The sequence below is a fragment of the Azospirillum sp. genome, assembly GCF_035628975.1.
Taxonomy (GTDB): Bacteria; Pseudomonadota; Alphaproteobacteria; order Azospirillales; family Azospirillaceae; genus Azospirillum.
In genome coordinates, this window is the sequence record NZ_DASPIS010000031.1 from 18,494 (window position 1) to 40,148 (window position 21,655).

Below are 21,655 nucleotides of genomic sequence, written 5' to 3' on the forward strand. Positions count from 1 at the left end.
GTTGTGGAAGGCCGGCGGCCATCGCCCCGTCAGTGGAATTGAGCAAAATGTAGGGCGGAGGCGCCCGGCCGGTCAAGTCACCCCATCTTTCGGGGGACCCGCCGGCCACCTCTCACCCCGTCCGCGGGGCCAGTCCCGCCGCCGCCGCGTCCAGCACCGAGGGCGGCAGCTCCATGGTGTAGGGACCATCGGTCCACAACAGCACGCAGCGCACCCGGCGGCCAGGGTAAACCGCCCGCAACGCCTCGCGGTAGGCCGCCATCTGCCTCCGGTAAACCATTGGCACGTCTTCCAGATCCTGCGGCGGCGGCCGGTTCGTCTTATAGTCGACGATCCACACCGTGTCCCCGGTCAGGGCCAGCCGGTCGATGCGGCCGGCCAGTGCCCGGCTGCCGTCACCCAGCGCCACCACGCCGACCAGCGGCACCTCCGCCCGCGAGCCGGGGCCGAACAGATGCGCGAACTCCGCATGGCTCAGCACCGCCAGCGTCTCCCGCGCGATGGCGTCCTGCTGCTCCGGCGTCAGCTTGTGCGCCGGCCGGGCGAGAAAGCGGCGGCAAGCGGCCTCGCGTGCCTCCTCAGCCAGATTGGGCAGCGTCTGCAACAGCCGGTGCACCAGCAGGCCCCGGCGGAAACGCTGGCCGTCATCGTTGCCAAGCGGGGAGCGCACCGCCGGTTCCTCGCCATCCGGCCGCGACGGGGTGAGCGGGCGCGACGGCTCCGGCTCGCTCGGGGCCGGCTCGGCGATCCAGGGCGGCGGCGGCTCGGCGGACGCGCTCTCTTCCGTTTCGACATGGCGCGGCACCGCTGCGGTCTGGGCGCCGACCAGCCGCCAGCCCTCCCCGGCCCAGCCGTCGGGACACAGGCCGGTGAAGTCGAAGTCATGCGGCACGCCGTTCTCGCGCATCGCCTCCTCGACCAGCCGGTACCAGCACTCGTCGGACGGCTCGCGCTTGCCCTGATGGCCGCAGATGTAGAGCCGGTCCTCGGCCCGCGTCAGCGCGACATACAGCAGCCGGCGGTATTCCTGGTCGCGCCGCCGGTTGGCCCGCGCCCGCGCCTCGGCGCATAGCCCGTCCTCCTGGGAACGACGGGCGGCGAACAGCGGCACCGGGCAGTCGTCGTCCGGCCACAGGATCGGCGGGCTCTGGGTCGGGCTGCCCAGCGTGTCGGGCAGGAAGACGATCGGCGCCTGCAGACCCTTGGAGCCGTGGACGGTCATGATCCGCACGGTACCGCCGCCCTGTTCCAGCTCGCGCTTGATCTCCGCGTCGCTGGCCGCCAGCCAGGCGAGGAAATTCTGCAGCGACGGCGGTTCCGTCTTCTCGAAGGCGAGGCAGACGGCCAGGAACTCCTCAAGCGGGTCCTGGGCGTCGGGGCCGAGCCGTTTCAGGATCGCCCGCCGTCCTGACCGCCCGTCGGCCGGGCAGGGCCGGTTCAGCAGCCCGGCGAACAGCTCGTACGGCGCCGAGAAGTCGGTGCGCGCCAGCAGATCGCCCAGATAGCGCCGCGCCGGGCGGAAGTCGGGCTCCGTCTCCGCCAGCGCCACCAGAGAGCGCCACAGCGTGCCGCGCCGGCCATGGGCAACGCGGAACAACTCCTCCTCCGTCAACCCGATCAGCGGCCCCTTCAGCACGGTGGCGAGCGTCAGATCGTCGTCGGGCAGCAGCAGGAAATCGGCCAGCGCCACCAGATCCATGACGGCCAGCTGTTCGGTCAGCACCATGCGGTCGACACCGGCCACCGGCACGCCGCGGTCCTTCAGCGCGCGGACCAGTTCGGTGACGAAGGCGGTGCGGCGGCGGACCAGCACCATCACGTCGCCGGGCTGCACCGGCCGTCCCTTGGCCTCCAGCTTCTCCCCACTGTCGATCCAGCGATGCACCGTCGCCGCGATGACCGAGGCGAGGCGGGCGGACGGCGAGTCGGCGGACTCGCGCGCCACCGGCGGTGCCCAGGCCGGCGTCTCGATCACCTCGGCCGGCTTCACCGGCGGCCAAAGCTCGACCAATCCGGCCTGCCCGCGGCGGAATGCGCGGTGGCGGATCACCGGGCTGGCATCCGACGCCACGCCGTCGCGCGCACGGTCCAACGCGAAGACGGCATCGACCGTCTCCAGCACCGCAGCGGTGGATCGGAAGGAGATGTCGAGGTCCACCCCCGCCCACAGCCGCTCGGCCGACTCCGCCTTGTCCTGGAAATGGCGGCGCATGCGGGCGAATTCCGCCGGATCGGCGCGCTGAAAGCTGAAGATCGACTGCTTCTCGTCGCCGACAGCGAAAACGGTGCGGATCTTGCCGTCCGGCGCGGCGGCCTCCAACTCGGCGAAGAACTCGCCGGCCAGCGACGCGACGATGGCCCATTGGTCGGGATTGGTGTCCTGCGCCTCGTCGATCAGGATATGGTCCAGGCCGCCGTCCAGCTTGTAGAGCACCCAGGGCACCCGCGGCGTGCCGTCCTTGCCGCTCAGCAGCCGGTTGGCCGCCAGGATCAGGTCGTCGTAGTCCAGCAGGGCGCGGGCCGCCTTGCGCTCGCGGTAGGCGTCCAGCATTGCCTGCGCCAGCGTCAGCAGCGCGGTGGTGGAGGCGGCGACGCCGGCGGCCTTCACCCGCTCCGCGATTTCCACCAGCCGCTCCGCCTCCTTCTGCAGGGACAGCAGCGCCTGCGGGTAGGCGGTGGCCGGCTTCTTGGTGATTAGCGTCTTGCGCGGGCTGCCCTCGGCGGTCAGGAACAGGCGTTTGTAAGCCTCGAAGGCGCGGACCCGGCGGTCGGCGGCGTCCAGCCAGTGCTGGATGGCGATGCCGCGTTCCTGGTCGCCGGCGCTGCCGCCCGACAAGGCTTGGCAGGCCTCTCGCAGGGCCGGCGGCTCGCACTGGTCGTCATGGCAGGCGTGGGTCAGGATCGATTCCTCGGTCACGCCCGCCGGCACCCCCAGCCGGTCGTGGATGGCGTCGATCAGCCCATCCAGCCCATGGAAACGTTCGAACAGCTTCTCCACCTGCCCGCGCTGGCTGGCCAACTCCGCCAGCAGATCGGCGAAATCCTCTGCGTTCAGGTCGCCGGTCAGCCGGCCCATGGCGCGGCCGAGCGGGCTGTCCGGCTCGGTCCGGCCGGCATGCAGCACGGCGTCGCGCGCCTCCGTCAGCAGCCCGTCGGCGGTGCGGTCGTCCATCACGTCGAAATGCGGCGCCAGCTCGGCTTCCAGCGGGAAGCGGCGCAGCAACGATTGGCAGAAGGCGTGGATGGTCTGGATCTTCATGCCGCCGGGGCAGTCCACCACCTGGGCGAACAGCCGCCGGGCGTTCAGCCGCGCCTCCATACTCGGCCGCTCGCCGCACAGGTCGGCCAGCCGGTCCTCCAGCGCCTCGTCGGGCAGGGTGGCCCACAGGCCGAGTGTCCGGTTGATGCGGATCGCCATCTCCGCCGCGGCGGCCTTGGTGAAGGTCAGGCACAGGATGCGCGCCGGCGGCGTGCCGGACAGCATCAGCCGCAGCACCCGGTCGGTCAGCACCTTGGTCTTGCCCGAGCCGGCCGAGGCACCCACCCATACCGACGCGGTCGGATCGGACGCCCGCCGCTGCGCCACGTTGGGGTCGAGCGGCAGGCTGCGGGGGGGCAGATCGGTCATGGTCATGGGCACAGCGTCCAAAAATCCCCTCTCCCCCCCGGGGAGAGGGTTAGGGTGAGGGGGATGCGCCGCAGGACCTTTGGGAAAAGCACGAGATGCGTCCCCCTCACCCCGACCCTCTCCCCAGGGGGGAGAGGGAGAGTCTCGCCAATTGCGCTCATTCGCATCACTCCCCCTCCCCGCCGCCCGACGACCATTCCTGGACGCGGGCGAGATGCGCGTAGTCGGTGTAGCGCGGCGCCATTGCCGGGCGCGGGCGGGAGCGGTAGGGGGTGCTGGGGTCGTCGAACTGCGCGATCAGCGCCTCCAGCCCGGCCCTCGCCTCTTCCCCCAATGCCGCCGGGTCGCCCTTCACCGGCTTTTCCTCGCCGGCCGGGTCGCCGCCGGACAGGCGCCAGAAGGTCAACTCCGCCACGTCGCCCTTGTCCACGCCGCTGAACCCGCCCGCCGCGGCGATGGCGGCCTCCAGCGGCAACTGCGGAGCGAAGCCCAGCTCGATCTCCCGCGCGCTCGGCGGGGTGCCGGTCTTGTAGTCGATCACCACCAGCCCGTCGGGGCCGCGGTCGATGCGGTCGGCCTTGGCGGTCAGGGTGAAGGGGCCGCCGGGGCCGGACAGCTCCAGCCGGCCCGGCACCTCGGTCGCCAGCGGGCGGATTCGGGGGCGGCGCTCGCGTTCCAGATCGACGAACCAGCCGGCCACCCGCTCGAAGCGCGGCCACCAGAAGGCCCAGACGTCGGGGTGGCTGCGCAGCAGCGGGCCGAAGCGCTCGCGCCCCAGCGCGATCAGCCGGTCGAGCGCATCGTGCGGTAGCAGGCCGGGATACTCGCGGACGAAGGCATCCAGCGTGTCATGGATGATCTGGCCGCGGTCCGACGCGCCCGGATCGGCGGCGATGGGGTCGAGCGCCCGCAGCCGCAGGGCATGCCGGGCATAGATGGCGTAGGGATCGCGCATCCAGGTCTCGACCTCCGTTACCGACAGCTTGCGCGGCCGGGCGGTCAGCGGCGGGCGCGGCTCCGGCGCCGACACCGGCTGCACCCGGTCCGGCTCGTCCAGCCCGCGCGCCCAGCCAAGCCAGCAGGCGCCGCGCTCTTCGATGGCACCGTCCAGCCCCAGCGCCTTCAGCACGGTTTCCAGCCGCAGCAGCCAGCGCGACGGCACGGTCGGCGTGCCTTCCACCCGCGCGGCGCGGGTCAGCACCACCTCCGGCGCGCCGCAGGCGTGGGCGAAGTCGTGGGCCGACATGCCGACCAGCCGTTCCGGGCTGGGCAGACCGAAATCGCGCCGCATCGGCCGCGACATCCAGGGATCGGCGGATGCCGCCGGCGGCCAGGTGCCCTCGTTCAGCCCGCCCAGGATGGTCAGGTCGAGATGCTGGAGGCGCGCCTCCATCGGACCCAGGATGAACAGGCGCGGGTGCAGGCCATAGCGGGGACGCACCGCCCGCGCGCTCATCAGCGCATCGAGCAGCGCCGGGTAATCCTTGGCGGGGATCGCCGGGAAGCCTTCGGCCGCGTCCAGCAGGTCGTGGACGAAGCGCGCCGCCTCCTCGCCGTCATCCTGGCGCCACAGCCGCTCCGCCCCGGTCAACTCGTCGTCGGCGGCCAGCGATTCGCAGAAGGCGACATGGGCGCGCACGAGGTCGGCCAGCGGCGTTTCGCTGGTCAGCGCCTCAAGGAAGGGCGCGGCACGCTGGCCGATATCGACCAGCCAAGTGCGCAGGAACTCCTGCTGCTCCTCATGGTCGAAGCGCTCGGTCTGCTCCAGCGCCGCCAGCACGCCGTCGAAGCCCTCCGCCGGGCGGGGGCCGCGCAGCACGACGCGTTCCAACGCGCGGGCGGCGGCGCGGAAATCCGCCGAGTCGCGGCCGCCCGCCGCCATCGGGTGCTTGGCCAGCGCCAGCAGGGCCAGCGGATGGACGCGGCTCGCCACCAACTCCGCCGTCAGCCGCAGATAGGTGCCGACCGCGGTGTGGGCGAGCGGCTGGCCGCCGGAGTCGTTGACCAGGATGCCCCAGCGCGCCAGCGCCATGGCGACCCGGCGGCCCAGGTTGCGGTCGGGGGTGATCAACGCCGCGGTCTTGGTCGGCGTTTCCAGCGCATGGCGCATCAGCAGCGCGATGACCTGCGCCTCCTCCTCCGACGTGGCGGCATCGATGCGGGTCAGCCCGTCGAGCGCGGAGGCATCGACCCCGGACAGCTCGCGCCATCCTTCGGTGGTCGCCGCCGGGCGCATCGCCTCGGCGATCAGGCGGGCGCGGGCGCCGCGCGGCTCCGGCGCGTCGGTCCAGGGCTGCACCTCGGCGCGTTCGACGCCCAGCAGATGGATCAGCTGCGACAGGCCATGCTGCGGGTGGGACTCGTCGCCGGCGATGGCGTCCCAGATGGTGTCGTCGGCCCCGGTGTCGAGGCCCGGCAGCACCACCGCCCCCTGCGGCAGCCGGGCGATGACCGCCAGCAGTTCCGTCGTCGCAGCGATGGAGCCGGTGGAGCCGGCGGCGATCACCATGCCCGGCGGCGGGGCGGCCTGCCAGAGTGCGGCCTGCGTCTCGAGCGCCAGATTGCGGCGCTTGGCGGGGTCGGTCTCGCCGCCCGACTCGAGGATGGCGGGCCAGACCTCGGTGACGATGCGCAGGAATTTCAGGGTGACCTGCCAATGCTCGGCATAATTCTCCGGCACCAGCGACTCGAGCTTCTCGAAGCCGGCGCGCTCGGTCCACACCGCGTCGATCAGCCGACCCAGGTCGGCACCCAGCCGCACCGCCTGTGCCGTGGTCGCCGACAGCCCGTCGGCGCCCAGGATCAGCCGCGCCAGCGTCATCTGCCGGTTCAAGGGCGAGATCGCCTCCGGCAGGTCGAGCGGGACGTCGGGCAACTCCTCCTCGGTCAGGCTGAGGTCACCGGCATCCAGTTCGCCCAACGGCGCCATCCGCGGCAGCAAGGTCGGCTGTCCGCCGGAGCGGCGCAGGAAGGCCGCCTGCAGCGCCCGGCAGGCGCGCCGCGTCGGCAGCAGCACGGTGACCCCGGCCAATGCCATCGGGTCGCCGCCCACCCGCTCCATGATCCCCGCCGCCAGCATGTCGACGAAGGGCGCACCCGCGGGGATGCTGTAGACTTTGGGGTGGGTGGAGCTATCGGGAAGCATGGAAGGTCCGTGTATCGCTTGCCCCCACCCCAACCCTCCCCCGCTCTCGGCGGACCGAAGGTCCGTCCGATGCGGGGGAGGGGGTAAGTGCTTGGGCGGGAGAGTGGCGGCAGTCTCCTCCCCCGCCCAGCGGGGGAGGATCAAGGTGGGGGCAAAACTCCCCATCGATTGTACCTTATTCTACGCCCTCAATGCGCCACCGCCCGCACGCCGCCGATGGCCAGCAGATCCTCCGCTTCCCGAAGCCCGGCGGGCGTGCCGATGTGGAACCACAGCCCGTCATGGGCAAGGCCGAACAGCCGACCCGACGCCTGTGCGCGGTTCCAGATCAGGTTGGTGGAGAAGGCACCGTCCGGCGTGTCCGCCGCGAACAGTTCCGGCTTCACGATCTGCACCCCGGCATAGACGAAGGGCGCCAGTTCGCGCTCGGCCCGGCGGGTCAGGCGTCCCAGCGGGTCCATGTGATAGTCGCCGAGCCCGTCATAGCCGACCGACTTGGTCGTCGCCATCAACAGCAGCAGCGCGTCCATCTCCGCCGGGTTCCAATGCGCGGCCAGGCGGCGTAGCGCCGGAACCGGCCCGTCCAGCCAGAAGATGTCGGCATTCACCGTATAGACCGGCGCCGTGCCGAGATGCGGCAGCGCCTTCTTCACCCCGCCGCCGGTCTCCAGCAGCGTATCCTCCGGCGACAGGGTGATGGCCGGAGCCGCCCGGTCCTTCAGGTGCTCCCCGATCATCGCGCCCAGATAGTGGCTGTTGACCACCGCCCGGCCGACGCCGGCCGCGGCCAGCCGGTCCAGCGCATGGTCCAGCATCGGCTTGCCCAGCACCGGGATCAGCGGCTTCGGCATGTGGTTGGTCAGCGGGCGCATCCGCAGGCCCTGGCCGGCGGCCAGCACCATGGCGGTGTCGGGAATGGTCACGGTCATCTCAGATCGTCTCCGGAACGACGAAGGCGGTACGGGCGGCTGGCGGCAGATGGCGGTCGAACCATGTGGCGACCGGTGCAAGCTCCGGCTTCGCCAGCTGTGCCTCCAGCAGGCGCCAGACCCGCGGCAGATGGACAAGGTAGGACCGCCGCCCCTGGCTCAGCGCCAGACGGACGAAGATGGCAACGATCCGCGTGTGGCGCGCCGCCCCCAGTATCGCCATGGCGCGGCGGAAGGCGGCGGCATCGGTATCGGGGAAAGCGGTGAGATAGCGCGCGACCATCGCCTCGGCCAGATCGGGCGCCACGTCGCGCCGCGCATCCTCCAGCAGGGAGACGAGGTCGTAGGCCCGAGGTCCCCAGCCCGCGCTCTGAAAGTCGATCAGTCCGGCAGCATTTACTCCCGGCCGCGGCAACCGCATCAGGTTGTCGACATGATAGTCGCGCAGCAGAAGCGACGGCGCACCGGCGCAGACCGGCTCCAGCACCGTGCGCCAAGCCGTATCGAAATCGGAACGATCCTCCTCGCTCAAGGATCGCCCCAGCACCACCGGCACATAGGCGTCGATGAACAGCCGCGTCTGCGCGATGAACAGCGCCGGATCATAGACGGGCAGGCCCAGCCGCTCCGCCGCCCCCTCCGGCCAGCCGCGGTGGATGGTGATCAGCGCATCGGTCGCCACCCCGTAGAGCGGTTGCGGATCGGCACCATCGGCCAGCAGGCGCGAGAAAGTTTCGCTTCCGAAATCTTCCTGGATCGCCAACCCTCGTTCCACATCCGATGCGATCACGACGGGAACCGACAGGTCGATGGCCGCCAGTTCGGCGCCGATGGCGATGAAGGGGACGAGATCCTCTGCCGGGGCGGGGGTGTCCACCAGGATCAGGGTTTCGCCATCGGCCTTGCGAAGGCGTTCGTAGCGGCGGGCGGAGGCATCGCCGGCCAACGGTTCCCGCACGGCAACGGACAGGCCGTTGGCAACCAGGAAGGCGGCGATCTCCGCTTCTCGTGCAGAAGACACGTCACCCATCACAGCGTCCAGTCGCCGGCGGCCACCCGCGCCGCCAGCGTGCCATGGCCGGTCAGCGTGGCGCGGCGGGCGTCCGGCCCGTCATGTTCCATCTTCACCTCCACCCGGTCGGGCGGCAGCAGCGGACCCAGCCGGTCCGGCCATTCCACCAGCGCCACCGCCTCGGCCCGCGCGTCGTCCCAGCCCAGTTCATACACCTCGTCCGGCCCTGACAAACGGTAGAGGTCGAAATGCCAGACCGGCCCGATGGCGGTGTCGTAGGTCTGCACCAGGGTGAAGGTGGGGGACGGCACCTCGGCGTCCTCATGGGTGACGCTGCGGATCAGTGCCCGCGACAGCGCCGACTTGCCGGCGCCGAGATCGCCGCGCAGCGCCACGAGGTCGCCCGGCCGCAGGAGGACGCCCAGCCGGCGGCCCAGCGCCGCGGTGGCGGCCTCGTCCGGCAGCGGTACGGTGACGGTGTAGGGGGAGATGTCCGACATGGCGCGGATACTGTGCGAAGCCGCCGCCCGCCCGCAAGCCGTAAAGAAGGGTGGGTCAGCGGCCGACCCGGCGCTTCGGCGACAGCCGGTCCCCCGCACCCGATCCCGCACCTTCCGCCGCACCGGCCACCACCAGCCGCGGCGCCTTGTTGAAGTTCATGGTGATCATCAGCGTCAGCGCGCCGTTGATCAGGTGCAGCATCTTGTCCGACGCCACCGGCAGGGGGATGCGCCGGCCCATGCAATAGCCGACCAGCGCAGCCGTCACCTCGGTGTCGGCCAGCACCAGTTCGGTCACCGCGCCGTCATCGTCGGTGATGGTCAGGCGGGTTTCGATGCCCTCCTGTTCCGGCCCCTCGTTGCGGTGGTAGGCGACCTTGGACACGGTGCCGACCGGCAACGGATCCTTCACCCGGCGGCGCCGGTCGAGCACGGCCCGCACCACCTCTTGGTCGGTGAAGACCAGACAGCGAAGTTCCTTCATTCCGGGCCTCCACCCGACTGGCATCCGGACCGGCCTCCGGGATGGAAATCCTGGCCATCCGTCGCGTGCTTCCACTGTCCGCCTTGCACTCTCCGGCACGCAATCGACAAATTTAAGCGAATTTATGCAAAATTGTATTCGGGTCCAGACACCCCACCGTCCTGACTCACACGCGACACAGCACCGCTTTCCCCTTGCGGGGGGTTGACCCGGCCGGGAAATGCGGACAATGGAAGGACCGTTCGCCGACCCTTCCGCATCATCCTCCACCCGGCACCCCGTCTCAAGGAATTGGCTTTCATGTCGCAGACCGCATCCAGCCACGACGTCCTCACCACCGATGTCGTCATCGTCGGCGCCGGCCCCGTCGGCCTGTTCGCCGTGTTCGAATGCGGCATGCTGAAGATGCGCTGCCATGTGGTGGATGCGTTGGACATGGTCGGTGGCCAGTGCACGGCGCTCTACCCGGAAAAGCCGATCTACGACATCCCGGCCCATCCCTCGATCGAGGCGGCCGACCTGATCGACCGGCTGGCGGAGCAGGCGGCCCCCTTCGCGCCCACCTATCACCTGGGCCAGCAGGTGGAGAAGCTGACCCGCCAGGACAGCGGGCGCTGGCTGGTGGAGACCAGCATCGGCACGAAGATCGACGCCCAGGCGGTGATCATCGCCGCCGGCAGCGGCGCCTTCGGCCCCAACCGCCCGCCGCTCGACGGGCTGGAGGCCTATGAGGGCAAGTCGGTCTTCTACATGGTGCGCCGCCGCCAGGACTTCGCCGGCAAGAAGGTGGTGATCGCCGGCGGCGGCGACAGCGCGGTCGACTGGGCCATTTCCCTGGCCGACGTGGCGGAGCGCGTCTATGTCGTCCACCGCCGCCCCAAATTCCGCGCCGCGCCGGAAAGCGTCGCCCGCATGGACGCGCTGGTGCGCGAGGGGCGGATCGAGATGGTGGTGCCCTACCAGCTCTCCGGCCTGGACGGCGAGGACGGCCAGCTGACCGCCGTGCGCGTCGCCACGCTGGACGGCGAGGAAAAGGCGCTGCCGGCCGACGCGCTGCTGGCCTTCTTCGGCCTGTCGATGAATCTCGGCCCCATCGCCGACTGGGGCCTGGACCTGGAGCGCAGCCACATCGCGGTGGCCCAGCCCGGCTGCGCCACCAACGTCCCGGGCGTCTTCGCCATCGGCGACATCGCGACTTATCCCGGCAAGCTGAAGCTGATCCTCTGCGGCTTCGCCGAAGCGGCCCAGGCCGCCCACTCCATCCGCCCGCTGGTCTATCCGGGCGAGGCGCTGCATTTCGAATACTCCACCTCCAAGGGCGTGCCCGGCGCGGCCTGATCCTCAGGCGCCCCACCCGCGGGCCTAACGGAAAGCGGGTGGGGCTTCGCTTGCGCTCTCCCGCGCCGCACCGCATCATCGCGGCAACGAAAACGTCGGGAACGACGAGACGGGGGAGTTTGCCATCATGTCGACCGCCAAGCAGCGCTTCACCCATCGCTTCAGCCTGGCCGCCATCGCCGGATTGGCGCTGGCCGCCGCATCCCAGACGGCCCTGGCCCAGCCGCGCACCGACCTCGTCGTCGGCATGGCGCTGGAGCCGCCGCACCTCGATCCGACCGCCGGTGCAGCGGGCGCCATCAAGGAGGTCACCTACGCCAACCTGTTCGAACCGCTGCTGCGCGTCGATGGCGAGGGCAAGCTGGTCCCCGGCCTGGCGGAGCGCTGGACCGTCTCGGAAGACGGGCTGACCTACCGCTTCACCCTGCGCCCGAATGCGAAGTTCCATGACGGCACCGCCGCCGACGCCGCCGACGTGAAGTTCACCCTGGACCGCGCCCGCGCCGCGGATTCTGTGAACGCGCAGAAGGCCTATTTCTCCCCCATCGCCCAGGTGGAAACGCCGGACCCGCAGACGGTGGTCGTCACCCTGTCGCGGCCCGACGGCCTGTTCCTGTTCCACATGGCCAGCGGCGACGCCGCCATCGTCGCTCCGGAATCGGCGCCGACCAACAAGCAGAAGCCCGTCGGCACCGGTCCCTTCAAATTCGACCGCTGGGTCGCCGGCGACCGGGTCGTGCTGGTCCGCAACCCCGACTATGACGGGGCGAAGCCCAAGCTCGACCGCGTGACCTTCCGCTTCGTCAGCGACCCCGCCGCCCAGGTGGCGGCGCTGAAGGCCGGCGACATCGACGCCTTCACCCTGTTCAGCACCTACGAAGCGCTGCCGGAGTTCCGCAACGATCCGAAATTCACGGTGACGGTCGGCTCGACGGAGGGTGAGACGGTCCTGTCCACCAACAACGCCCGCAAACCCTTCGACGATGTCCGCGTCCGCCGCGCCATGGCCCACGCCATCGACCGCAAGACGCTGATCGAGGGCGTGCTGTACGGCAACGGCGCCGCCATCGGCAGCCATTTCCCGCCGCACCGCGAGGGCTATGTCGACCTGACCGGCCTCTACCCCTACGACCCGGCCAAGGCGAAGGCGCTGCTGGCGGAAGCCGGCTATCCCAACGGCTTCGACACCACCCTGCGCCTGCCGCCGCCGCCCTATACACGTCGCGGCGGCGAGTTGGTCGCCGCCATGCTGGCGGAAGTCGGCATCCGCGCGAAGATCGAGCCGGTGGAATGGGCGGCTTGGCTGGAAAAGACGTTCAAGGGCAAGGATTACGACCTGACCATGATCGCCCACACCGAGCCGCTGGACATCGACATCTACGCCCGGCCCGACTATTACTTCAACTACAAGAGCGAGCGCTTCAACGCCGTGAACGAAGAGCTGAACCGCAGCCAGGATCCGGCCAAGCGCAACGCGCTCTATGGCGAGCAGCAGAAGATTCTGGCGGAGGATGCGGTCAACGGCTTCCTGTTCATGCTGCCGTCGGTGACGGTGCAGAAGGCCGGCCTGACCGGCATGTGGGTCAACCGCCCGGTCCAGGCCAACGACGTCACCAACGCCGCCTGGAAATAGCGTCGAGCAAGTAAGGATAGACCCCGCGTGCTCGCTTTCCTGCTGCGACGGCTGGTCAGCCTGATCGTCACCGTCTGGCTGGCCACCGTCGTGGTCTTCACCGTGCTGCAGCTGGTTCCCGGCGACCCGGCGCTGCTGATGCTGGGCGTCAATGCCCAGCCCGACACGCTGGCCGCCTTGCGCAGCCAGATGGGTCTCGACCAGCCGATCCTTACCCGCTACCTCGACTGGGCCGGCGACTTGGCACGCGGCGACCTCGGCGTCAGCCTGACCTATGCCCGTCCGGTGACGGAGCTGGTGGCGGAACGGCTGACGGTGACCCTGCCGCTGGCCCTGCTGTCGCTAGCGATCAGCACGATGCTGGCCCTGCCGCTCGGCCTCTATGCCGCGGCGCGGCGGGGCAGGGGCGGGGACTGGGCGGTGCTGGGCTTCGCTCAGCTGGGCGTGTCGATGCCCAGCTTCTGGATCGCCATCCTGCTGATCCTGCTGTTCTCGCTGACCCTGCACTGGTTCCCGGCCGGCGGATTTCCGGGATGGGGCGGCGGCATCGGTCCGGCGCTGCATGCGCTGGTGCTGCCGGCCCTGGCGCTGGCGGTGCCGGAGGCCGCCATCCTCGCCCGCGTCACCCGCACCGCCGTGCTCGACACGCTGGGCGAGGACCATGTTCGCACCGCCCGCGCCAAGGGGGTGGGCCGCACGGCGGTCCTGCTGCGCCATGCTCTGCCCAATGCCCTGATCCCGGTGGCGACGGTGCTGGGGCTGCAGATCTCCTTCCTCGTGGCTGGCGCGGTGGTGGTGGAGAATGTCTTCACCCTGCCGGGGCTCGGCCGGCTGCTCTATCAGGCCATCGGCCAGCGCGACCTGATCGTCGTGCAGGGCGTGGTCGTGCTGCTGGCGCTGTTCGTGGTGGTGGTGAGCGCGGTGGTGGACATTGCCTGCGCGCTGGCCGACCCGCGGCCGAAAGGGGTGTCGTCGTGAGGCGGGGTGTCGGGGTGCGGATCTTTGCCCCCTCCCTAACCCTCCCCCGCCTTTGGCGGGAGAGGGAACTCCGCCGCTCTCGCGCTAAGCTCCCTCTCCCGCGAAGCGGGGGAGGGTTGGGGAGGGGGCAGATAGGTTCAAGGGGGCATCGCCGATGGCACTCAGCATGAGGCGCCTTCCCCTCTCCCTCCATCTCGGCGCCGTCCTGACGCTGCTGCTGGTCGCCATGGCGCTGCTGTCGCTGCTGTGGACGCCCTACCCGGCGGAGCAGGTGCGCGTGATCGCCCGGCTGAAGCCGCCCAGCGCCGCCCACTGGCTGGGCACAGACCATTTCGGGCGTGACGTGCTGTCGATGATCATGGTCGGCGCCCGCAACTCGCTGGCGGTGGGGGCGGCGGCGGTCGGGTTGGGGCTGCTGGGCGGGGTGCCGCTCGGGCTGCTGGCTGCCGGGCTGGGGCGCTGGGGGGACGAGGTGGTGGCGCGGCTGGGCGATCTGGTCTTCGCCTTCCCGGCCGTGCTGACGGCGATCCTGCTGACCGCGGCGCTGGGTGCCGGGGCGATCAACGTGGTGGTGGCGCTGGCTCTGTTCAACGCCGCTGTGCTGGCCCGCGTCACCCGCGGTGCGGCGCTGGCGGCGTGGCGGCGGCCCTTCGTCGGTGCGGCGCTGGCGCTGGGGCGGGGACCGCTGTCGGTGACGCTGGTGCATGTGCTGCCCAACATCGCCGGCATCATCGTGGTCCAGGCCACCGTCCTGTTCGCCGTCGCCATCGTCAACGAGGCGGCGCTGAGCTACCTCGGCCTCGGCATCCAGCCGCCCAGCCCCAGTTGGGGCAAGATGCTGGGCGACGCCCAGACCTATCTGTTCACCGCACCCCTGCAGGCGGTGTTCCCCGGTGTCGCGATCGCGCTCTGCGTGATGGGGCTGACGATGCTGGGGGATGGGTTGCGCGACTGGCTCGACCCACGGCACCGGTCTTCGGGAGTGATGTAGTCGGTGGGGGTCTAACGTCGCAAGGAATACTGACCCCGCTCACCCCACCGGCCGCGTCCGTTCCGACAGCTCGATCAGGTCCATCAGCTCGTTGCTCTTCCAGTAGCGCGACTTGCCGACTTCGGTGCGCGCCGTGGCGACGAGGTCGTCGATGATCGCCTGCTCTTCCGCGCCCAACACCCCGCCGCGCTCCAGCCGGTGCGACAGCAGGCGGGTCATGTTGTGGCTGAAGGTGGGGATCCAGGCGCTGACGCGCTGGCCGAACACCCCGGCGATGGCGTTGATGCGCAGAAGATGCTCCATCCGTTCGTCGAGCGGGTCGGCATCCTCGAACTTCATCGCCTTCTCGACGTTGGCGCGCAGCTCCTCCAGCAGGTTTTCGCGCCACTTCACCAGATCGTAGGTCTCGAACCCGAAGTCGCGCGACATCGCCTGCCAGCGCCACAGCAGCCGGTCGAGCCACACCACGTCGCCATGGTCGATGACCGGCTGGCGCCGGGCGGCGGCGGCCTGGGCGGAGCGTTCCATCGCCACCGCTGCCACCCGCGCTCCGATGATCTTGGCCGCCTGGGTCCAGGCGTTGCGGAAGGCCGGCTCGCTGCGGCGGTCCTCCATCAATCCGGCGGAGGTGGCGGCATGGACCAGTTGATCGAGCCGCTGCACCAGTGCCTCCAGCCGCGCCTTTTCCTTGGCGCTGGGCCGGATGGCGGAGCCGGGAACCCGGTCGTTCAGCTTGAGGATGACGGTCAGCGCCGCGGTCAGCGCGCGGGTGACGCCGACGAAATGGCCGGTCAGCGCCGCGGTCAAGGCATCGCCGCGGCCGGGATCGACGCCGCTCTGCCGGATATAGAGCGCCGCGACCGGATAATTGCGCTTCACCGTCAGGACCGACAGCGGCAGCAGGTTGGCCAGATCGTCGCCGCAGCGGTCGCGCAGCTGCTCCGTCGCGTCCTGAAGCAGGTCGGCCAGCCGGTTCGCCTCCGCCTCGCCGCCGCACGAGGCCGGAAAATCCTCCAGCCGGTCGGCAACCGGCTTCACCGGTCCTTCGGCATTGGCCAGAACCAGATGCATCAGCCGCAGCGTGCCGATGTCGATGGCCGGCGTCTTTTCCAGAAATCCCGACATCAGCCGGGTGCGGCGCGGCCGATTGCGCGACAGGCCGCCCAGCAGTTCGTCCGTTGCCTTCTTGTTCGCCAGCACGGCGTCCAGATGCTTCACCGCGGCGACGCGCATCCGCTCCTTCATCACCATGGCGACGGGGGAGCGCAGGATGCGGTCGATCACGTCGCCGCGCGCCATCTCGTCCAGCGTCTCCTGCGCCTCCACCGCCAGCAGCGGGAAGGCGTCGCGGCTCAGCGCCTCCCACAGGGCGCCGACATCGACCCGCTGAAGCATGCCGGGGATGGACAGGCCGGCGTGGTACAGCACGTCGTCGTCGATCAGGAAGGCTTCGAACAGGTTGGTGAACAGGCGCCGGGCACGGTTGGTGCGCTGGCGGTTCAGATACTCGATGACATATTGGCGGACGAGCTGGACCCGGTCGGTCGGCTCGCTGTCCATGCCCTCGATCTCGCTCAGCAGGCTGTAGACGAGGCTTGCCGGCAGCCGTGCCACCAGCGCGTCGATCTTCTGCCGCAACTCGTCCTGGTGCAGTTCATCCGGGCGTATATCGCCGGTCGAATCGTCGGTCATGCGCGGGCCGCCACGCGATGTTGGTAAGGCGATGGCGGGCGCAGACGCTCCGCCGCGCGCCATTTAGGACGCAAACGGTAAATTTTTATGTAATGAGCCGGAACGCGCGAACCGGCGCACCGGCATGGCCCCCGCATGCCGCGGGGAGCCGTGCCGGTGGTTGGCCGTCAGCTGTTCCGCAGCTTGGCGATCGGCTGCGAGAACTGCAGCTCGATGTCCCAGGGGAAGTGGATCCAGGTGTCCTGGCTGACTTCGGTGATGAAGGTGTCGACCAGCGGCCGGCCGGCCGGCTTGGCGTAGACGGTGGCGAAATGCGCCTTGGGCAGCATCTTGCGCACGACTTCCGCCGTCTTGCCGGTGTCGACCAGGTCGTCGATGATCAGCCAGCCCTCGCCGTCGCCGGCATTGGCGCCCTCGACACCCTTCAGCACCGTCGCATTGCGCTGCTGCTGGTGGTCGTAGCTGGAGACGCAGACGGTGTCGATCATGCGGATCTCGAGCTCGCGCGCGATGATCGCCGCAGGAACCATGCCGCCGCGCGTGATCGCGATGATGCCCTTCCACGGGCCACGGTCGATCAGGCGCCAGGCCAGCGCCTTGGCGTTGCGGTGGAGCTCTTCCCAGGACACCGGGAAATGCTTGTTGAAGGGGGCTTCGGCCACGGTACTGACTCTCCAAAAACAGCAAGTGGACTGTATAACCCAGCCGCCGCCGCCCGGCAATCGGGGGTGATTCGTACGCGGTGGACTGACCGTCGCAGGGGCGTCGCAGGGACGTTGGAAGGCAGGCGAAAATTCGTGAAAAAAGCGCTTGCGGGGCAGGGGGTGTTTGAGTATGTTGCGCGCCTCGACGCCGACGGCCTGCCGCCGACGCCGGGACAGACGGTGGATAAGGCGCCCGTAGCTCAGCTGGATAGAGCATCAGACTACGAATCTGAGGGTCAGGAGTTCGAATCTCTTCGGGCGCGCCATCCTTCCCGTTCGACAATACAGGCCACCTCCGCGGTGGCCTTTGTCGTCTGGGACACCGTCGAAATCCGCAAGAAAGCTTCGCGTTTTTCTTCGTGAAAAGCTCTTGCCTTCGATGACGGATTTGAGTAGGTTGCGCGCCTCGACGCCGGGGGACACTTCGACGGCGAGACGTTTGGTGGATAAGGCGCCCGTAGCTCAGCTGGATAGAGCATCAGACTACGAATCTGAGGGTCAGGAGTTCGAATCTCTTCGGGCGCGCCATCCTCCTCCATGACTTCGACATGCAAGGCCGCCTCCGGGCGGCCTTTGTCGTTTCACGACTTCGTCGCTCTGGCGCGAGCCCCGGTGGCTCCTTTACACTTGTGGCCCGCACCACTGGATGCATGGCCATGCCCCGCAGCGACTTCTATCCGCCCATCGACCCGTTCCAGACCGGCACGCTCGCCGTCGACGGGATCCATACGGTCTATTGGGAGCAGGCGGGCAATCCGCGCGGCGTGCCGGTGATGTTCCTGCATGGCGGGCCGGGGGCCGGGGCCTCGCCCACCCACCGCCGCTTCTTCGATCCCGCCCATTACCGCATCGTCGTGATGGACCAGCGGGGGGCCGGCCGCTCCACGCCCTTGGGCGAAACGCGGGAGAACACCACAGAGAGGCTGGTCGAGGACATCGAGACGCTGCGCCGGCACCTGGGGATCGAACGCTGGCACCTGTTCGGCGGCTCCTGGGGCTCGACGCTGGCGCTGGCCTATGCCGAAACCCATCCGGAGCGCTGCCTGGGCCTGATCCTGCGCGGCATCTTCCTGATGCGGAAGAGCGAGATCGACTGGTTCCTCTATTCCATGCGCGTCCTCTTTCCGGAGGCTTGGGCCGCCTTCGCCGGCCATATTCCGGAAGACGAGCGCGGCGACCTGCTGGAGGCCTATTGGAAGCGGCTCGACTCGCCCGACCCGATGGTGCGCATGGCCGCGGCCCGGGTGTGGAGCATCTATGAAGGCAGCTGCTCTTCCCTGTTGCCGTCGCCGGACCTGATCGCCGCCAGCGGCGAGGACCGCCACGCCCTGGGGCTGGCGCGGATCGAGGCGCATTACTTCCGCTCCAACCGCTTCACGCCGGAGGACAGGCTGCTGCGCGACGTATCGCGCATCCGCCATCTTCCGGGGGTGATCGTCCAGGGTCGCTACGACATCGTCTGCCCGGTGATCTCCGCCGACGCGCTGCACCGCGCCTGGCCCGAAGCCGACTACCGCATCGTTCCCGACGCCGGCCACTCCGCCATGGAACCCGGCATCCGCGCCGCGCTGATCCAGGCGACGGAGCGCTTCAAGGAATACCGGTGAGATCTCCCTCTCCCGGGGCGGGAGAGGGCTTCGACAACCGCCCTTGCACCCATCCGCCACCCACCCCACACTCTGCCGATGCCTGAACTTCCCGAAGTCGAGACGGTGTGCCGGGGCCTCGCCCCGCATCTCGAAGGCCGGCGGCTGGTCCGTGTGGAGCAGCGGCGGCCGAACCTGCGCACCCCTTTTCCGCCGCGCTTCTGCGAGCGGCTGACCGGCCGGCGCGTCGAGTCGGTGCGGCGGCGGGCCAAATACATCCTGATGCATCTGGATGACGGCGGCGTGCTGATCGCCCATCTCGGCATGTCCGGCCGCATGATCATCGCGCCGGAACGCCCCGATTCCTTCGACAAGCACGACCATGTGGTGTTCGAGACCGACGCCGGCACGATCGTCACCTTCAACGACGCCCGCCGCTTCGGCCTGATGGACCTGACGGTGGCGGACGCGCTGGGCGACCATCCGATGCTGCGCAACCTGGGACCGGAGCCGCTGGGCAATGAATTCTCCGGCCCCGAACTCGCCCGCCGTCTGGCCGGCAGGATGACGCCGATCAAGGCCGCCCTGCTGGACCAGAGCGTCGTCGCCGGCCTCGGCAACATCTATGTGTCGGAGGCGCTGTATCAGTCCGGCATCCTGCCCACCCGGACCGCCGCCAGCCTCAAGCCCGAGGAGGTCGACCGTCTCGCCACCGCGGTGCGCGAGGTGCTGGAGCGCGCCATCGCCGCCGGCGGCTCCTCCTTGCGCGACTACAGGCAGGCGTCGGGGGAACTGGGCTATTTCCAGCACCAGTTCGCCGTCTACGATCGGGAGGGGGAGGGCTGCCCCGATTGCGACTGCGACCGCTCCCGGACGGGGGGCGTTCAGCGGATTGTACAGTCAGGCCGCTCGACTTTCTTTTGTGCGGCGCGCCAACGGTGATATAGCTGGGGCATGACGGCTCTACCGGCCATGCTCCGGGCGGCGTCCGCCGCTTTTCTCCTTGCCGGCCCCGCGGTCGCGGGCCTGGGGAGCTTCCTTATTCCCATTCCTCCGGCATTCGCCGCCCAACCGGTCGCTGCCGACTCCGGGCCGTTCGTCCCCGGCTTCACCGACGTTCCGGTGATGCCCGGGCTGGCGACCGCCGAATCGGAGCCTCTGGTCTTCGACAAGCCGGGCGGACGGATCATCCAGGCGGTGCTGTCGGGGGAGGTGCCGCGCCAGGCGGTGCTGGCCTTCTACGACCAGACCCTGCCGCAGCTGGGCTGGCGCCGGGCGTCCGACCGCGTCTTCGTCCGCGAGGGCGAGGAACTGCGGCTGGAATTCCCCCAACAGGCCAAACCGAAGGCCACGACCGCCGTCCGCTTCACTTTGACGCCGCGCTGACGGCGGGAACACCCGCCATACTCGCGCGGGTCCTCAACAGACGCCCCTACACAACCACGAGTCCCGGAAGCAACCGGGCTCGCCCCATCGGGAGAGTGCTGCAGCCATGTCCTATGAAACCATCCTCGTCGAGACCCGCGGCCCGGTCGGCCTGATCACGCTCAACCGTCCGAAGGCGCTGAACGCGCTGTGCGACCAACTGGTGACCGAGCTGGGTCAGGCCCTGGACGATTTCGAGGCCGATCAAGCCATCGGCGCCATCGTCGTGACCGGGTCGGAGCGCGCCTTCGCCGCCGGCGCCGACATCAAGGAGATGGCCGGCTTCTCTTATATGGATGTCTACAATTCCAACTTCATCACCGCGAAGTGGGAGCGGCTGGCCAAGTGCCGCAAGCCGACCATCGCCGCGGTGGCCGGCTTCGCTCTCGGCGGCGGCTGCGAGCTGGCGATGATGGCGGACTTCATCCTGGCGGCCGACACCGCCAAGTTCGGCCAGCCGGAGGTCACCATCGGCACCATCCCCGGCGCCGGCGGCACCCAGCGCCTGACCCGCTTCGTCGGCAAGTCCAAGGCGATGGAAATGGTCCTGACCGGCCGCATGATCGACGCCGCCGAGGCCGAGCGCTGCGGCCTCGTCTCCCGCATCGTCCCGGCCGCCGAGCTGGTGGAGGAGGCGGTGAAGGTCGCCACCAAGATCGCCTCGCTGTCGCAGCCGGTCATCGCCATGGCGAAGGAGGCGGTCAACGTCGCCTATGAGTCGACGCTGGCCGAAGGCATTCGTTTCGAGCGCCGCCTGTTCCATTCGACCTTCGCCACCGAAGACCAGAAGGAAGGCATGGCCGCCTTCGCCGAGAAGCGCCAGCCCGGCTGGAAGAACCGCTGAGTCGCTGCACCTGCGTTGACTCTGCCGCCTGGGCCGTCCCCTGCATCTTGCGGGGGATGGACCAGATCCCATCAAGATGTCGTCCGCGTACGATTAGTCAAAATCATCGGGCGTCCACGCCTTGACTCGAGGTGCGCTGCCGCGTATAAGGCGCGCTCGCATCACGACAGCCGTGTCGTTCGGAGTAGGGTTTCCATGGCCAATCATAAGTCCGCTGAAAAGCGCATTCGTCAGACCGAGCGTCGCACGGAAGTCAACCGTGCCCGCATCAGCCGTATCCGTTCCTTCGTGAAGAAGGTCGAGGGCGCGATCCAGAGCGGCGACAAGTCCGCCGCCGCCGACGCGTTCAAGTCCGCTCAGCCGGAGCTGATGCGTGGCGTCTCGAAGGGCGTGCTGCACAAGAACACCGTGTCGCGCAAGCTGTCGCGTCTGTCGGCTGCGATCAAGGCTCTCTGATAGAGCTTTCATCCGCTGGTTTCAAAAAGCCGCGCCCGTGACTCGGGGCGCGGCTTTTTGCGTTTAAAGTAAATGTATGAGTACTCGACAATTGTCTTAGATTGTTGTTAGGCGCGCTTATGAGATTCGGGATCGGCCTTGTGGTCAGAGCGAAGGTTTTTATCTTTTTAGGCCGTTCGCCATCTGTCCCATTGCCAGATTTCGTTGGTATGGTTAGACTTTTGCTCCAATTCGGCGGGGCGAAATGGGGTGATGCAACACTCTGTGGCCGGCCGAACACAGAAGTGAAATACTGAAGGTCTTACGCCGG

Annotated in this window: 17 protein-coding genes and 2 tRNA genes; 11 read left to right on the top strand and 8 right to left on the bottom strand. The window is 69.2% G+C overall.

The genetic code is table 11. From position 1 onward, the window contains the following. Positions 1-112 precede the first annotated feature (112 nt). The 6 genes from addA to VD964_RS06425 all read right to left on the bottom strand — a co-directional run bounded on the left by addA (position 113) and on the right by VD964_RS06425 (position 9,698). Entirely contained in the window at positions 113-3,634 is a 3,522-nt protein-coding gene (addA, locus tag VD964_RS06400; protein ID WP_324866723.1) for a double-strand break repair helicase AddA, read from the bottom strand. Between the two features lie 160 nt (positions 3,635-3,794). Beyond that, a complete protein-coding gene (gene addB / locus VD964_RS06405) occupies positions 3,795-6,773 on the bottom strand; it encodes a double-strand break repair protein AddB (protein WP_324866725.1) in 2,979 nt (992 codons plus the stop codon). 188 nt (positions 6,774-6,961) lie between these two features. Beyond that, a complete protein-coding gene (locus VD964_RS06410; protein WP_324866727.1) occupies positions 6,962-7,702 on the bottom strand; it encodes a nucleotidyltransferase family protein in 741 nt (246 codons plus the stop codon). Between the two features lies 1 nt (position 7,703). Beyond that, positions 7,704-8,732 carry an aminoglycoside phosphotransferase family protein gene (locus VD964_RS06415; RefSeq protein ID WP_324866729.1) on the bottom strand — a complete coding sequence of 343 codons (1,029 nt, stop codon included), beginning with the start codon at positions 8,730-8,732 and terminating at the stop codon, positions 7,704-7,706. Then, positions 8,732-9,214 (bottom strand): tRNA (adenosine(37)-N6)-threonylcarbamoyltransferase complex ATPase subunit type 1 TsaE, encoded by a 483-nt coding sequence (gene tsaE / locus VD964_RS06420; RefSeq protein ID WP_324866731.1) that lies wholly within the window; start codon positions 9,212-9,214, stop codon positions 8,732-8,734. Before tsaE ends, VD964_RS06415 begins: the two co-directional genes overlap by 1 nt. A 55-nt stretch (positions 9,215-9,269) precedes the next feature. After that, a complete protein-coding gene (locus VD964_RS06425; protein ID WP_324866733.1) occupies positions 9,270-9,698 on the bottom strand; it encodes a hypothetical protein in 429 nt (142 codons plus the stop codon). A gap of 300 nt (positions 9,699-9,998) precedes the next feature. Between VD964_RS06425 and VD964_RS06430 the strand changes: the two genes are divergently transcribed. The 4 genes from VD964_RS06430 to VD964_RS06445 all read left to right on the top strand — a co-directional run bounded on the left by VD964_RS06430 (position 9,999) and on the right by VD964_RS06445 (position 14,638). Continuing rightward, a complete protein-coding gene (locus VD964_RS06430) occupies positions 9,999-11,036 on the top strand; it encodes an NAD(P)/FAD-dependent oxidoreductase (protein ID WP_324866735.1) in 1,038 nt (345 codons plus the stop codon). Between the two features lie 127 nt (positions 11,037-11,163). Then, positions 11,164-12,669 (top strand): ABC transporter substrate-binding protein, encoded by a 1,506-nt coding sequence (locus tag VD964_RS06435; protein WP_324866737.1) that lies wholly within the window; start codon positions 11,164-11,166, stop codon positions 12,667-12,669. A 27-nt stretch (positions 12,670-12,696) separates the two neighbouring features. Next, positions 12,697-13,647 carry an ABC transporter permease gene (locus VD964_RS06440; protein WP_324866738.1) on the top strand — a complete coding sequence of 317 codons (951 nt, stop codon included), beginning with the start codon at positions 12,697-12,699 and terminating at the stop codon, positions 13,645-13,647. A 166-nt stretch (positions 13,648-13,813) separates the two neighbouring features. Continuing rightward, complete coding sequence (locus tag VD964_RS06445; RefSeq protein WP_324866740.1) at positions 13,814-14,638, top strand: ABC transporter permease; 825 nt, start codon at positions 13,814-13,816, stop codon at positions 14,636-14,638. Positions 14,639-14,677: 39 nt separating this feature from the next. Here the strand turns inward: VD964_RS06445 and VD964_RS06450 are convergent, their stop codons facing one another. Then, positions 14,678-16,330, bottom strand: coding sequence for a hypothetical protein (locus tag VD964_RS06450; RefSeq protein ID WP_324866742.1), 1,653 nt, complete (start codon positions 16,328-16,330; stop codon positions 14,678-14,680). A 167-nt stretch (positions 16,331-16,497) separates the two neighbouring features. Then, entirely contained in the window at positions 16,498-16,992 is a 495-nt protein-coding gene (gene gpt, locus VD964_RS06455; protein ID WP_063636029.1) for a xanthine phosphoribosyltransferase, read from the bottom strand. 231 nt (positions 16,993-17,223) lie between these two features. Between gpt and VD964_RS06460 the strand changes: the two genes are divergently transcribed. The 7 genes from VD964_RS06460 to rpsT all read left to right on the top strand — a co-directional run bounded on the left by VD964_RS06460 (position 17,224) and on the right by rpsT (position 21,345). Continuing rightward, a tRNA-Arg gene (locus tag VD964_RS06460) sits at positions 17,224-17,300 on the top strand. 185 nt (positions 17,301-17,485) lie between these two features. Next, a tRNA-Arg gene (locus VD964_RS06465) sits at positions 17,486-17,562 on the top strand. Positions 17,563-17,690: 128 nt separating this feature from the next. Continuing rightward, entirely contained in the window at positions 17,691-18,641 is a 951-nt protein-coding gene (pip, locus tag VD964_RS06470; protein WP_324866745.1) for a prolyl aminopeptidase, read from the top strand. Positions 18,642-18,719: 78 nt separating this feature from the next. Further along, positions 18,720-19,562, top strand: a complete 843-nt coding sequence (gene mutM / locus VD964_RS06475; protein ID WP_324866747.1) for a bifunctional DNA-formamidopyrimidine glycosylase/DNA-(apurinic or apyrimidinic site) lyase — start codon at positions 18,720-18,722, stop codon at positions 19,560-19,562. Between the two features lie 12 nt (positions 19,563-19,574). Beyond that, positions 19,575-20,006: a hypothetical protein gene (locus VD964_RS06480; protein ID WP_324866749.1), complete on the top strand. Its 432-nt coding sequence runs from the start codon at positions 19,575-19,577 to the stop codon at positions 20,004-20,006. A gap of 106 nt (positions 20,007-20,112) precedes the next feature. After that, positions 20,113-20,889: an enoyl-CoA hydratase gene (locus VD964_RS06485; RefSeq protein ID WP_324866751.1), complete on the top strand. Its 777-nt coding sequence runs from the start codon at positions 20,113-20,115 to the stop codon at positions 20,887-20,889. A 195-nt stretch (positions 20,890-21,084) separates the two neighbouring features. Continuing rightward, a complete protein-coding gene (gene rpsT, locus VD964_RS06490; RefSeq protein ID WP_044549314.1) occupies positions 21,085-21,345 on the top strand; it encodes a 30S ribosomal protein S20 in 261 nt (86 codons plus the stop codon). Positions 21,346-21,655 lie beyond the last annotated feature (310 nt).

Bases quoted from the DNA above. Each gene is read 5' to 3' on its own strand.
- addA (WP_324866723.1), bottom strand. From the start codon at position 3,634: ATGACCATGACCGATCTGCCCCCCCGCAGCCTGCCGCTCGACCCCAAC.
- addB (WP_324866725.1), bottom strand. From the start codon at position 6,773: ATGCTTCCCGATAGCTCCACCCACCCCAAAGTCTACAGCATCCCCGCG.
- VD964_RS06410 (WP_324866727.1), bottom strand. From the start codon at position 7,702: ATGACCGTGACCATTCCCGACACCGCCATGGTGCTGGCCGCCGGCCAG.
- VD964_RS06415 (WP_324866729.1), bottom strand. From the start codon at position 8,732: ATGGGTGACGTGTCTTCTGCACGAGAAGCGGAGATCGCCGCCTTCCTG.
- tsaE (WP_324866731.1), bottom strand. From the start codon at position 9,214: ATGTCGGACATCTCCCCCTACACCGTCACCGTACCGCTGCCGGACGAG.
- VD964_RS06425 (WP_324866733.1), bottom strand. From the start codon at position 9,698: ATGAAGGAACTTCGCTGTCTGGTCTTCACCGACCAAGAGGTGGTGCGG.
- VD964_RS06430 (WP_324866735.1), top strand. From the start codon at position 9,999: ATGTCGCAGACCGCATCCAGCCACGACGTCCTCACCACCGATGTCGTC.
- VD964_RS06435 (WP_324866737.1), top strand. From the start codon at position 11,164: ATGTCGACCGCCAAGCAGCGCTTCACCCATCGCTTCAGCCTGGCCGCC.
- VD964_RS06445 (WP_324866740.1), top strand. From the start codon at position 13,814: ATGAGGCGCCTTCCCCTCTCCCTCCATCTCGGCGCCGTCCTGACGCTG.
- VD964_RS06450 (WP_324866742.1), bottom strand. From the start codon at position 16,330: ATGACCGACGATTCGACCGGCGATATACGCCCGGATGAACTGCACCAG.
- pip (WP_324866745.1), top strand. From the start codon at position 17,691: ATGCCCCGCAGCGACTTCTATCCGCCCATCGACCCGTTCCAGACCGGC.
- mutM (WP_324866747.1), top strand. From the start codon at position 18,720: ATGCCTGAACTTCCCGAAGTCGAGACGGTGTGCCGGGGCCTCGCCCCG.
- VD964_RS06480 (WP_324866749.1), top strand. From the start codon at position 19,575: ATGACGGCTCTACCGGCCATGCTCCGGGCGGCGTCCGCCGCTTTTCTC.
- VD964_RS06485 (WP_324866751.1), top strand. From the start codon at position 20,113: ATGTCCTATGAAACCATCCTCGTCGAGACCCGCGGCCCGGTCGGCCTG.
- rpsT (WP_044549314.1), top strand. From the start codon at position 21,085: ATGGCCAATCATAAGTCCGCTGAAAAGCGCATTCGTCAGACCGAGCGT.